General features: G+C 62.8%; 9 protein-coding genes and 1 pseudogene. 6 read left to right on the plus strand and 4 right to left on the minus strand.

All coding sequences use genetic code 11. The features are described 5' to 3' along the window. Nucleotides 1–226 (plus strand): annotated as a pseudogene (locus NKJ00_RS11680) (IS481 family transposase); the annotation flags it as partial. Nucleotides 227–356: 130 nt separating this feature from the next. Here NKJ00_RS11680 and NKJ00_RS11685 read toward each other — a convergent pair. The 3 genes from NKJ00_RS11685 to NKJ00_RS11695 all read right to left on the minus strand — a co-directional run bounded on the left by NKJ00_RS11685 (nt 357) and on the right by NKJ00_RS11695 (nt 4,228). Further along, on the minus strand, nt 357–1,202 hold the full coding sequence (locus NKJ00_RS11685; protein WP_128302888.1) for an aldo/keto reductase: 846 nt from the start codon (nt 1,200–1,202) through the stop codon (nt 357–359). Nucleotides 1,203–1,288: 86 nt separating this feature from the next. Next, nucleotides 1,289–1,681: a CopM family metallochaperone gene (gene copM / locus NKJ00_RS11690; RefSeq protein ID WP_128302887.1), complete on the minus strand. Its 393-nt coding sequence runs from the start codon at nt 1,679–1,681 to the stop codon at nt 1,289–1,291. 42 nt (nt 1,682–1,723) lie between these two features. After that, nucleotides 1,724–4,228: a heavy metal translocating P-type ATPase gene (locus NKJ00_RS11695; RefSeq protein WP_128302886.1), complete on the minus strand. Its 2,505-nt coding sequence runs from the start codon at nt 4,226–4,228 to the stop codon at nt 1,724–1,726. Nucleotides 4,229–4,415: 187 nt separating this feature from the next. Here NKJ00_RS11695 and NKJ00_RS11700 point away from each other — a divergent pair, with 187 nt between their 5' ends. The 3 genes from NKJ00_RS11700 (at nt 4,416) to murJ (ending at nt 9,759) form a co-directional block, all read left to right on the plus strand. Then, nucleotides 4,416–5,234, plus strand: a complete 819-nt coding sequence (locus tag NKJ00_RS11700; RefSeq protein WP_128302885.1) for a glycosyltransferase family 25 protein — start codon at nt 4,416–4,418, stop codon at nt 5,232–5,234. Nucleotides 5,235–5,312: 78 nt separating this feature from the next. Then, nucleotides 5,313–8,114 carry a [protein-PII] uridylyltransferase gene (locus tag NKJ00_RS11705; protein ID WP_023811636.1) on the plus strand — a complete coding sequence of 934 codons (2,802 nt, stop codon included), beginning with the start codon at nt 5,313–5,315 and terminating at the stop codon, nt 8,112–8,114. 46 nt (nt 8,115–8,160) lie between these two features. Then, on the plus strand, nt 8,161–9,759 hold the full coding sequence (gene murJ, locus NKJ00_RS11710) for a murein biosynthesis integral membrane protein MurJ (RefSeq protein ID WP_023811635.1): 1,599 nt from the start codon (nt 8,161–8,163) through the stop codon (nt 9,757–9,759). A 61-nt stretch (nt 9,760–9,820) separates the two neighbouring features. Here murJ and NKJ00_RS11715 read toward each other — a convergent pair whose 3' ends face one another. After that, nucleotides 9,821–10,018, minus strand: coding sequence for a hypothetical protein (locus NKJ00_RS11715; protein ID WP_050592693.1), 198 nt, complete (start codon nt 10,016–10,018; stop codon nt 9,821–9,823). A gap of 546 nt (nt 10,019–10,564) precedes the next feature. On the opposite strand from NKJ00_RS11715, the gene trpS reads away from it, so the two are divergent. Next, nucleotides 10,565–11,632: a tryptophan--tRNA ligase gene (trpS, locus tag NKJ00_RS11720; protein ID WP_023811632.1), complete on the plus strand. Its 1,068-nt coding sequence runs from the start codon at nt 10,565–10,567 to the stop codon at nt 11,630–11,632. 93 nt (nt 11,633–11,725) lie between these two features. Then, entirely contained in the window at nt 11,726–12,217 is a 492-nt protein-coding gene (locus tag NKJ00_RS11725) for a universal stress protein (protein ID WP_013528063.1), read from the plus strand. Nucleotides 12,218–12,333 lie beyond the last annotated feature (116 nt).

A 12,333-nucleotide genomic window follows, 5' to 3' on the forward strand; every position in this document is an offset into this window, starting at 1 on the left:
ATCCTTCTGCGAGGCCGTCGAAGCTTTCGACTACCCACAAGACGCCATCGTTCGCAAGGTCCAGAAAGAGGGCCGCGTCGCCTTGTGCGGCTACATCCTGCGCCTCTCCAAGGCATTTGGAGGGAAAGCCGTGGCCTTCACCCCCACCGGCAAGGACGGCGTCTTCCAAGCCTTCTTCAGACATCAGAAAATAGAAACAGTCGACCTCAACCTCTGCAGACGATAAGTGACAAAACTGTTCGCGATGTCCTCGCACACCTGTTCGCGATGTCTCCGGTCCAAACACCCCCTTGCGGGGGAGATGTCCGGCAGGACAGAGGGGGGTGTGACGGAACGGGCCTTCGCTATCTGCGCGCCTAAATCATCTCCAGCCCGCGTTTGCGCGTCGGTGGCGGAAAGCCACGGTCGAGATCGGCGATGTCCTGAGGCGTAAGCTTGATGTCGAGCGCGGCGACATTCTGGCGGACGTGCTCCTGGCTGCTGGCCTTCGGAATGGCGATGACGCCGGCCTGATGCATCACCCAGGCCAAGGCGATCTGGGCGGCCGTGGCGTTGTGGCGGGCGGCGACGGCGTCGAGCCTGGCATTGCGCGCCAGCGCGCCCTGCTCGACCGGCGAATAGGCCATCAAGGGAATGTTGCGCTGCCGGCTCCAACGCGCCAGGTCGAATTCGAGGCCACGCCGGACCAGATTGTAGAGCACCTGGTTGGCCTGGACACTGCCGCCATCGGGCAAGGAGGTCAGCTCTTCCATCTCGTCGGTGTCGAAATTGCTGACGCCCCAGTGGCGGATCTTGCCGGCCTTTTTCAGGGCCTCGAAGGCCGCGACGGTTTCCGTCAATGGCACGCTGCCGGGCCAATGCAGCAGATAGAGATCGATGCGGTCGGTGCGCAGGCGTTTCAGGCTGTTTTCGCAGGCGCGCTGCACGCCCGCGCGCGAAGCATTTGATGGCAGAACTTTCGAAACCAGGAAGGTCTCGTCGCGGCGCCCGGCAATGGCTTCGGCCACCACCTCCTCGGCGCCGCCGCTGGCATACATTTCGGCGGTGTCGATCAGTGTGATGCCGAGGTCGAGGCCGAGCTTGAGGGCGTTGACCTCAGAGGTGCGGCGATTGTTATTCTCGCCCATCTTCCATGTGCCCTGGCCAAGCACCTGAACTGCTTCGCCAGAGGGCAGTTTGGTGGTTCTGATGGTCGATGGCATGGCGGGCTCCAGTTGGGGCTGGATCGCATCATAGGCTGGACGAGAAATCCAGAGGCGTTCTCGCCGCGCTGGCTATGGCTGAAGACTTACTTCACCGGATGGGCGGCGAGCCAGGCCTGCATCTGCTTGATCTCGGCTTCCTGCGCGGCGATGACGCCTTCGGCGAGCTTGCGGATTTCCGGGTCCTTGCCATTGGCAAGTTCGACCTTGGCCATGTCGATCGCACCCTGATGGTGCGGGATCATGCCTCTGACGAAATCGACGTCGGCATTGCCGGTATAGTCGGACGCCATCATGTCGGCATGCATCTTGTCCATCGCCGCCTTGTAGCCTTCGGTCGAAGGGCTGGTCGCATCCGCCGCCATAGCGCCCATGTCGTGTTTCATTTCCTCACTCTGCGCCGGAACGCTTTCGAGGAAGACGGCAACCAGCATTCCGGCCGCCATCAGCAGCAGCACGAGTTTTTTGGCCAAGGTCATTCATGGTCTCCTGTTGAGTGGTTTCGTATTTGGGGGCTTGGATCAGAGTTTCAATGTTCTCAGCCGCAATGCGTTTGCGATCACCGACACCGAAGACAGACTCATCGCCGCGGCCGCCAGCATCGGCGACAGAAGCGTGCCGGTGAGCGGATAGAGCACGCCGGCGGCGACCGGCACGCCCAGCACATTGTAGAGGAAGGCGAAGAACAGATTCTGACGGATGTTGCGGATCGTCGCCTGCGCCAGCGTGCGGGCGCGCACGATACCGTTGAGGTCGCCCTTGACCAGAGTGATACCGGCGCTTTCGACGGCGACATCGGCGCCGGTGCCCATGGCGATGCCGACATCGGCGGCGGCAAGGGCCGGTGCGTCGTTGACGCCGTCCCCGGCCATGGCAACGCCGGCGCCTTTTGCGCGCAGTTCCTCGACAAGGGCTGCCTTCTGTTCCGGCAGCAGGCCGGCGCGGACCTCGTCGATGCCGAGGCTTCTGGCGATCGCGTTGGCCGTGCGTTCATTGTCGCCGGTTGCCATGATGATCCGCAAGCCGCTTTCATGCAGCGCCTTGATCGCCTCGGCCGTCGTTGCCTTGATAGGGTCGGCGACGGCGACGATGCCGGCCAGTTTTTTGTCGACAGCGACGAACATCGCCGTCTTGCCTTCGAGTTGCAACGCCTCGGCCTTGGCCGAGATGGATGCGATGTCGACGCCAAGGTCGGCCATCATCGCGGCATTGCCGAGCGCGACCGTCTTTCCCGAGACCGAACCGGACACGCCCTTGCCGGTGACCGCCTCGAAGGCGCTGGCCTCGGCAACTGTCACGCCGCGCGTAGCGGCGCCGTCGACGATGGCTTCAGCCAGCGGATGCTCCGACCCCTTCTCCAGACCGGCGGCAAGCGCCAGCAATTCCTCCTCGGAAAAACCGTTTGCCGCAACGACATCGGTCAGCTTCGGCCGGCCTTCGGTCAGCGTCCCCGTCTTGTCGACGATCAGCGTGTCGACGGAAGCGAAGCGTTCGAGTGCTGCGGCCTCCTTGATCAGCACACCGGCATGCGCTCCGCGCCCGGTGGCGGTCATGATCGACATCGGCGTGGCAAGGCCGAGCGCACAGGGGCAAGCGATAATCAGCACCGACACCGCCGAGACGATGGCAAAGATCAGGCTGGGCTCGGGTCCAAACACGGCCCAGGCGGTGAAAGCGACAATCGCGACAAGGACGACGGCCGGGACAAAGTAGAAAGAAACGCGATCGGCCAACCCTTGAATCGGGGCGCGCGAGCGCTGCGCCTTGGCGACTAGCTCGACGATGCGCGCCAGCGTCGTCTCGGCGCCAACCTTCTCAGCGCGCATGATCAGCGCACCATTCTTGTTGAGCGTGCCGCCGGTCAGCGCATCGCCCTCGACCTTCTCGACCGGCAACGGCTCGCCCGTGATCATCGATTCGTCGATCGAGGACCGCCCTTCCAGCACCGTGCCATCGACCGGCACGGCGTCACCGGGGCGTATGCGCAGGCGATCGCCGGCCTTGACGGCGTCGAGGGGCACGTCGTTTTCGGAACCATCGGCGGCAATCAGCCGCGCGGTCTTCGGCGCCAGATCGAGCAAGGCGCGGATCGCCGAACCGGTCTTTTCACGGGCGCGCAGCTCCAGCACCTGACCAAGGAAGACCAGCGCAACGATGACGGCGGCAGCCTCGAAATAGACGGGCACCGCACCGCCATGGCCGCGGAACTGATGCGGGAAAATGTCCGGAAACAGCGTGGCGACGACGCTGTAGAGATAGGCAGCGCCAACGCCGAGCGAGATCAGCGTCCACATGTTGGGGCTGCGGTTGACCAGCGAGTCCCAGCCGCGGTGGAAGAAGGGAAAGGCGGCCCAAAGCACCACCGGACTTGCCAGGACCAGTTCGATCCAGACCTTTGTCCGGTCCTCGACCAGGCCTTCAAACATCAAGCCGATCATGGGCGCCATTGCGATGATCAGAAGGGGGACCGAAAGGACAGCGCTCACCCAAAACCGCCTGGTGAAATCGACCAGCTCGGGATTTGGCCCTTCATCGCCCGTCGGCACGCCCATCGGCTCCAGCGCCATGCCACAGATCGGGCAGGATCCTGGCTTGTCGCGGATGATTTCGGGATGCATCGGGCAGGTGTATTGCGTGCCTTTGGGCATCGGCTGCGGTGCCGGCCTGTCGCCGAGATATTTTTGCGGCTCCGCCTCGAATTTCGCCTGGCAGGCGGCCGAGCAGAAGTAAAAGCCCTGGCCTTCGTGGCGGGCAAAGTGCCTGGCTGTCGCGCGATCGACGCTCATACCGCAGACCGGATCGGTGGCCGTCAGGAATTTTTCCGGCTCGGCGACGAATTTCGTGCGGCAGCCCTGGCTGCAGAAATGATAGGGATGGCCATCATGCTCGGTCGTCGGCTTGCCGGCGACCGGATCGACAGTCATGCCGCAGACCGGATCGCGGACGACGCTCTTCGTGGTGGGCACGGCGCCTTTTGTCGAGCAGCAGCTACTATGCGCGTGATGATCGTGATCGGAATGCGTCATTCGAAAATGCCTTGATTTATCGGCGTGTGACGTGGAGATAGGGCTTCCAGTAACTGGAAGGTCAAGGGCTGTTTCGACTTTTCTTCTCCGGTCCACGGCGCGTCCATCCTCCCCCAGAAAAAGTCTCACGCGGCAACACCACGCCTGCTAGAGAGCGAGCGTCCCGGGGGTGAGATTTTCTTTGGCAATGAAGCGTCTGGTCATCAATCTCGATCGGTCTCCCGATCGCCTTGCCCGTGTGACGGCGGAGTTTGCCCGCATCGGCGTCCCGTTCGAACGCGTTCAGGCCATCGACGCACGGGATCGGCCGGACCTGGACCAGCTGCCGCAAAATGTCGGATATCGGAACAGGCTGCCATTGACTGACGGCGAGATCGCCTGCCTGCTCAGTCACCGGGCCTGCTGGGCCGCCATAGCGCAAGGCGACGCTCGCTACGGGGCAATCTTCGAGGACGACATCGTCTTTGCCGCGAAAGCCGGCGCATTGCTTCGCGACAGCAACTGGATTCCAGCCGATGCCGAAGTCGTCAAGCTCGAAAGCTATTTTTGCAAGACCGTGATCCGACGCAAGCGCATTGACATCGGTCACGGCTTTTCCACATCCAAACTCGACGCTGGACATATAGGAACCGCCGGCTACATCATCTCCAGGCAAACCGCGCTCGACCTGATCAAGGCCACCGAGGAGATCGGCATCGCTGTCGACGACCTTGTCTTCAACCCCGAGTTTTCGGTTTTGCGAGGCGAGACAATCTATCAGCTTGTTCCTGCGCTCTGCGCGCAAGATCAGTTCCTTGGCGACAGGGCGCTCCAATTGCCAAGCCTGCTCAGGGAAAAGCGGGATATCCAGTGCGCCGCCGGGACCGGGAAACGCAGAAAGACAGCCATAGCGAAGGTCAAAGCCGAGGCTCGGCGGATAGGCAAGCGCATTGTCGATTTCTGTCGACTGAAGCGGAGAATGGTTATTCCATTTACTTATCCGAGCCAAAGCTCAACCGGGTCTTGAACCGGCTTTCAACGCCCCATACCCAGCGCCACGAAAACGCGCTATAGACGCCGCCGAACGGCAAGGCCGACTGGATATATGGCAAGAATCTCCCTGAAGCTCGACGAATTGATCGACGGCGAAGCCTTGCGCCGCGAGATGACCGCGCTGACCGCGGCCACGGCGGATGATGGCTCAGGGCAGGCCGCGCGCAATGGCGTGCTCCAACTGCTCAAGGGACGACTGGCGGAAGGGCGCGCCATTGCCGAACGAATGCTGATGGACGATGGCGGCGGCAGCGCCTGCGCGGCGCGGCTGTCGCATCTCATGGACGAGATCATCCGGGCGCTTTACGATTTCGCCGTCACCCATGTCTACCGGGTCAAGAACCCGTCCTCGGCGGAGCGCATGGCCGTCGTCGCTGTCGGCGGCTACGGCCGTGGAACGCTGGCGCCCGGATCCGACATCGACCTTCTGTTCCTGCTGCCCTACAAGCAGACGCCGTGGGGCGAACAGACAGTCGAATACATGCTCTACATGCTGTGGGACCTGGGGCTGAAGGTCGGCCACGCCACCCGTAACATCGACGAATGCCTGCGCCTGTCGCGCACCGATGTCACCATTCGCACCTCGATCCTCGAAGCACGTTTCCTGTGGGGCGAGGAAAAGCTCTATGATGAACTGATGCTGCGGTTCGATCATGAGGTGGTGCGCACGACCGGCCCCGAATATGTCCAGGCCAAGCTTGCCGAACGCGATGACCGCCATGCCAAGGCCGGCGAAAGCCGCTATCTGGTCGAGCCCAACGTCAAGGACGGCAAGGGCGGCCTGCGCGACCTGCAGACGCTGTTCTGGATCGGCAAATATTTCTATCGGGTGCGTACCGGCGAGGAACTGGTCGACAAGGGCGTCTTCACCGAGGGCGAATACCGCGAGTTCCAGAAGGCGGAGGATTTCCTGTGGGCGGTACGCTGCCACATGCATTTCCTCACCGGCAAGGCCGAAGAGCGGTTGCATTTCGACATCCAGCGCGAGATCGCCGAACGGCTCGGCTACACCACACACCCCGGCCTGTCGGCGGTCGAGCGCTTCATGAAGCACTACTTCCTCGTTGCCAAGGACGTCGGCGACCTGACCCGCATCTTCTGCGCGGCGCTCGAGGAGGAGCAGGCCAAGCACGTTCCTGGCTTCAACCGCATCTTCCTGACTTTCTCCAGGCGCAAACGCAAGCTGGCCGGCACCTCCGATTTCATTGTCGACAACCACCGCATCAACATCGCCGACGACCAGGTGTTCGAGCGCGATCCGGTCAATCTGCTCAGGCTGTTCTGGTTCGCCGACAAGCACGGTCTGGAATTCCACCCTGACGCGCTCAAGCTGCTGACCCGTTCGCTCGGCCTGGTCAACAAGTCGCTGCGGCGCGACGAGGAGGCCAACCGGCTGTTCCTCGACATATTGACCTCGGATCGCAATGCCGAACTCAATCTGCGTCGCATGAACGAAGCCGGACTGCTCGGCAAGCTGATCCCGGATTTCGGCAAGATCGTCGCCATGATGCAGTTCTCGATGTACCACCACTACACGGTGGACGAGCATCTGATCCGCTGCATCGGCGTGCTGGCCGAGATCGAGCGCGGCGACGGCGAAAAGGTCCACCCCCTCTCGCACACGCTGATGCCGAGCCTGAAGAAGAGCCGCGAAGCGCTCTATGTCGCCGTACTGCTGCACGACATCGCCAAGGGCAGGCCGGAGGACCATTCCGAGGCGGGGGCCAGGATCGCCCGTCGGATCTGCCCGCATATGGGGCTGTCGCCTGCCGATACCGAAACCGTGGCCTGGCTGGTCGAGAACCACCTCGTGATGTCGATGACGGCGCAGACCCGCGACCTCAACGACCGCAAGACCATCGAGGATTTTGCCGCGATCGTGCAGTCGGTCGAGCGGCTGAAGCTGCTTTTGATCCTCACCGTCTGCGACATCAGGGGCGTCGGACCCGGTGTCTGGAACGGCTGGAAGGGCCAGCTGCTGCGCACGCTCTACTACGAGACCGAATTGCTGCTGACCGGCGGGTTTTCGGAAGTGTCGCGCGCGCAGCGCACGGCGGCGGCGCGCGAGCGCCTGGCCGAGGCGCTTGCCGACTGGCCGGACAAGGCCCGCAAGCGCTATGTCGGCCAACACTACGAGAATTACCTTTTGACCGTCGATCTCGCAGACCAGTTGCGCCATGCCGAGTTCATCCGCGAAGCGGACGTGTCAGGCAACAAGCTTGCCACCATGGTCAAGACCCACCAGTTCGAGGCGGTGACCGAAATCACCGTGCTGGCGCAGGACCACCCCCGCCTGCTCTCTGTCATCGCCGGGGCTTGCGCCGGAGCCGGCGGCAACATTGTCGACGCGCAGATCTTCACGACGTCGGATGGCCGCGCGCTCGACACGATCCTGATCAGCAGAGAATTCGATCGCGACGAGGACGAGCGCCGGCGCGCCGAACGTGTCGGCCGGCTGATCGAGGACGTGCTGTCGGGCAAGAGCTGGCTGCCGGAAATGATCGAGAAGCGCACCAAGCCGCGGCGCGGCTCCAAGGTGTTCAAGATCCCACCGCGTGCCGAAATCCGCAACACGCTGTCGAACCGTTTTTCGGTCATCGAGGTCGAGGGCCTCGACCGGCCGGGACTGCTGTCGGAGATCACCGGAACGCTTTCCGACCTGTCGCTCGACATCGCATCGGCCCACATCACCACCTTCGGCGAAAAGGTCATCGACACTTTCTATGTCACCGATCTCACTGGCCAGAAGATAGATAGCCCGGCCCGCATCGCCACCATCCGCAATCGGCTGATGGCAACGCTCGAAGGCATCGTGCCCGAACGCGGCGGCAAGCCCAGGGCGGCGGCCGAGTGACAACGACCATCACTTTGTCCCAATTGCGCAGGCAGTTCCCAAAAGCATGAGCCTCGTCAAGAAATTCGCAACGGTCGCTTCCGGCACGCTGATGAGCCGCGCGCTCGGTTTCGGCCGCGAGATGCTGATGGCTGCTGCACTCGGTACCGGACCGGTTGCCGATGCCTTCAACGCCGCTTTCCAGTTTCCCAACACCTTTCGCCGGCTGTTTGCCGAGGGGGCCTTCAACGCCGCCTTCGTGCCGCTGTTCGCCAAGGAGATCGAGACCCACGGTACCGAAGGCGCCAAGCGCTTTTCCGAGGAAGTGTTCGGCGTGCTGTTCACGGCGCTGCTGGCGCTGACGATCATCATGGAACTGTCGATGCCGCTGATCGTGCGCTATCTGGTGGCGCCGGGTTTTGCCGGCACGCCGGGGAAGTTCGACACCACGGTGACGCTGGCAACGATCATGTTTCCCTATCTGATCTGCATGTCGCTGGGCGCGATGATGGCGGGCATGCTGAATTCGCTGCGCCGCTATTTCGCCGCCGCGGTGGCCCCGGTGTTCCTCAACATCATCCTGATCGGCGTGCTCGCCTATGCCTGGTACAAGGGCTCGGATGCCCTCACCGTCGGCTACGGGCTGTCCTGGGGCGTGCTTGCCGCCGGACTGGTGCAACTGGCGATCGTCTGGGTGGCGGTGCGCCACGCCGGCATCTCGATCGGCTTCCGCCGGCCGAAAATGACGCCCGCGGTCAAGCGGCTGCTGATCCTGGCGCTGCCGGCGGCCATCACCGGCGGCATCACCCAGATCAACCAGCTGATCGGCACGGCGATCGCCTCGGCACAGAACAGCGCGGTGTCCTCGCTCGCCTATGCCGACCGCATCTACCAGTTGCCGCTCGGCGTGGTCGGTGTTGCGGTGGCGATCGTGCTGTTGCCCGAACTGTCGCGGGCGCTGAAGTCGGGCAATCTGATCGAGGCGGCCAATCTGCAGAACCGCTCGGTCGAGTTCACGCTGTTCCTGACCTTGCCGGCAGCCGCGGCACTCTGGGTGATGTCTGAGCCGATCGTGCGGCTGGTCTATGAGCGCGGCGCGTTCGCCGCCAACGGATCGACGCCGACGGTGGCGGCGATCCTGGCGATCTTCGGCCTCGGCCTGCCGGCCTTCGTGCTGATCAAGGCGTTCACCCCAGGCTATTTCGCCCGCGAGGACACGCGCACGCCGATGATCTTTGCCGCCATCTCGGTGGCGGTGAACGTCACCACGGCGCTGACGCTGTTTCCACGGATGGGGGCGCCCGGCATTGCGGTGGCCTCGGCCGTCGCCGGCTGGGTCAACGCGGTGATGCTGCTCGGCGTCTTGATCCGGCGCGGCCATTGGGGCCGCGACGTACCGCTGATGAAGCGCATTCCACGTCTGGTGCTGTCCGCCGTGGTGATGGGCGCTGCGCTCTATTTTGCCGAACACTGGTTCGCCATCAGGCTTGGGCCGGGCTCGCCGCTGGTGGTCAAGGCGGCGACGCTGCTGTCGCTGGTTGCCGGTGGGGCGCTGCTTTATTTCATCACCGCGTTTGCCACCGGCGGCGCCGATTTCGGGATGATCCGGCGCAATGTCGGACGGAAAGGATCGCCGCCGACTAGGGAACAGTCTCCAGATCCGTGAGCCGGAATTTATTGCAATGTCCCACCCCTCATTGCGACGATAGCGGCTGCTTCGACAAACATTAGTCTTCTCCAGACAATTCGTCGTAGACGGAGGGTGGCAAGGTGTTGCGCGCCTGCCCCCTCAGTTCAATTCCGAGTTCGGCCCGAAGCCGTGCCGCGGTCTCCAGCGGCGTCTCGCGGCTGCGCCTGCGCTGCAGTGCCTCTTGCATACCGACCACGCCGGCGGGGCGCTTCTGACCTTCAGATCCGGTGGGCATTCAAGGCGTCTCCTCCAAGGTCGCTATGTAATGCACCCGGCTGCCGCTCGCGTACATGATGAAGTGCTTGTTGCCAAAGCGGTCGTTTTTGACAGTGAGCGACGTAGTGAAGCGCGGAGCGTTTCGTGGCAATGGGGTCGTGGCGACGGGTGGCAGATGGCTCGCGGCTAGCCGCGATAGAAGCACGACTAATTGCCCTTCGGCCAGCGACTTCTCTGGGATGGAATCCTCCCATTGATCGGGCGCCCCGTGGCGTACAATCTTCCAAACTCGCGCCAAGTCTCCGGCCCCTGCTTTCCGCGAAGCATATAGGTGCTTTTGCATATTTCAAATTTCAAACTGAGACACTCCCGGTTTCTTGTCTCTGTTCCTTGTAGTCTGCTCCAAGGCCCAATGGCCTCTTGATCCTCTCACCGCTCTCGTCCATAAGCGCGCCGTCGCAAGACTTTCGCCGCGCGCGGTTTCCAGCCGCGTGATTGGCTCCGAAAAGTCTGCAACTTTTCGGAATCACACTTATACGGCCCTCCACAAGCCATGAGGACAATCATGACCGCCTTCAAGCCACTCGTCTTTTCCGGTGTCCAGCCGACCGGCAATCTGCACCTCGGCAACTATCTCGGCGCCATCAAGAAATTCGTCGCCCTGCAGGACACCTCCGATTGCATCTATTGCGTCGTCGACCTGCATTCGCTGACAGCTCAACTCGTTCATGAAGACCTAGCCGACCAGACGCGGTCGATCACCGCTGCGTTCCTGGCCTCGGGCATCGACCCGAAGAAGCACATCGTCTTCAATCAGTCGCGGGTCATGCAGCATGCGGAGCTCGCCTGGATCTTCAATTGCGTGGCGCGCATCGGCTGGATGAACCGCATGACGCAGTTCAAGGACAAGGCCGGCAAGGACCGCGAGAACGCGTCGCTCGGCCTGCTAGCCTATCCTTCGCTGATGGCTGCCGACATCCTGCTCTACCGTGCCACCCACGTGCCGGTGGGCGAGGACCAAAAGCAGCATCTGGAACTCACACGCGACATCGCGCAGAAATTCAACAACGACTTCTCCGACCGCATCGCGGCCCTTGGCATCGGCGTCGAGATGCAGGTCGGCGAAGAGACCGTGAACGGCTATTTCCCGCTGACCGAGCCGGTCATCGGTGGGCCGGCGGCGCGCATCATGTCGCTGCGCGACGGCTCCAAGAAAATGTCCAAATCGGACCCGTCGGATTTGTCGCGCATCAACCTGACCGACGATGCCGATGACATCTCGAAGAAGATTCGCAAGGCCAAAACCGACCCGGAAGCGTTGCCGAGCGAGCTGGACGGCCTGGCCGGCCGGCCCGAGGCGGAGAACCTGGTCGGCATCTATGCGGGTCTCGCCGAGATGTCGAAGGCGGATGTACTCAAGGAATTCGCCGGCCAGCAGTTTTCCGTGTTCAAGCCGGCCTTGGCCGATCTTGCAGTGGAAAAACTGGCGCCGATCGCCAGCGAGATGCGCCGCATTTCGGATGACCGCGCCTATGTCGACGCGGTGCTCAAGGATGGCGGCGAGCGCGCCGGCGTGCTGGCCGAAGCGACGATGAAGACGGTGCGCGACATTATCGGCCTGCTGCAGGGCTGATCGCGACATCGGGTGCACTGGCACAAGGCCGGCGGCTTGCCGCCGGTCCCCCGCAGTGGCAGATTGCGGCCGCACGACACCGAGTAGATAGACATGGTCTCCAAACGCCTCAGCCGCGAAGCCGGCCATCGCAGGAAATTCCTGACGATCATCGACGACACGCCGGAATGCGAGCGCGCCGTCGCCTATGCCTCGAAACGGGCGCAGAGCACCAGCGGCACGCTGGTGCTGCTCTATGTCATCGTGCCGGACGATTTCCAGCATTGGCTGGGTGTCGAGAAGATCATGCGCGAGGAAGCCAACGCCACGGCGCGCGCCGCACTCGACAGCTATGCCAACAAGGTGCGCCAGAAGCTCGGCATCGAGCCCGAGATGGTGGTGCGCGAAGGCAAGCCGACGGAAGAGATCCACAAATTGATCGAGGAAGACCAGGACATCGCCATCCTGGTGCTGGCCGCCGGTGCGGGCAAGGAAGGCCCGGGGCCGCTGGTCGGCGCCGTGGCCGGCAAGGGTGCCGCCTTCCCGATCCCGGTGACTGTCGTGCCGCAGAACCTGTCGGACGAGGAAATAGACAGCCTGGCCTGAGATTTTGCTCTTCAGGTGATGCCGCTCCGATTTTGGGCGCGAAAAAACATTCCGCCAGCCAGCCGTTCCGGCGATGCGTTTCGCTTGAATGTCCATCCAATTGAGCCTATTTAGAA

The organism is Mesorhizobium sp. M0227 (assembly GCF_040321855.1).
Taxonomy (GTDB): Bacteria; Pseudomonadota; Alphaproteobacteria; order Rhizobiales; family Rhizobiaceae; genus Mesorhizobium.

Bases quoted from the DNA above. Each gene is read 5' to 3' on its own strand.
- NKJ00_RS11715 (WP_050592693.1), bottom strand. From the start codon at position 10,018: ATGCCCACCGGATCTGAAGGTCAGAAGCGCCCCGCCGGCGTGGTCGGT.
- copM (WP_128302887.1), bottom strand. From the start codon at position 1,681: ATGACCTTGGCCAAAAAACTCGTGCTGCTGCTGATGGCGGCCGGAATG.
- NKJ00_RS11700 (WP_128302885.1), top strand. From the start codon at position 4,416: ATGAAGCGTCTGGTCATCAATCTCGATCGGTCTCCCGATCGCCTTGCC.
- trpS (WP_023811632.1), top strand. From the start codon at position 10,565: ATGACCGCCTTCAAGCCACTCGTCTTTTCCGGTGTCCAGCCGACCGGC.
- NKJ00_RS11695 (WP_128302886.1), bottom strand. From the start codon at position 4,228: ATGACGCATTCCGATCACGATCATCACGCGCATAGTAGCTGCTGCTCG.
- NKJ00_RS11685 (WP_128302888.1), bottom strand. From the start codon at position 1,202: ATGCCATCGACCATCAGAACCACCAAACTGCCCTCTGGCGAAGCAGTT.
- NKJ00_RS11705 (WP_023811636.1), top strand. From the start codon at position 5,313: ATGGCAAGAATCTCCCTGAAGCTCGACGAATTGATCGACGGCGAAGCC.
- NKJ00_RS11725 (WP_013528063.1), top strand. From the start codon at position 11,726: ATGGTCTCCAAACGCCTCAGCCGCGAAGCCGGCCATCGCAGGAAATTC.
- murJ (WP_023811635.1), top strand. From the start codon at position 8,161: ATGAGCCTCGTCAAGAAATTCGCAACGGTCGCTTCCGGCACGCTGATG.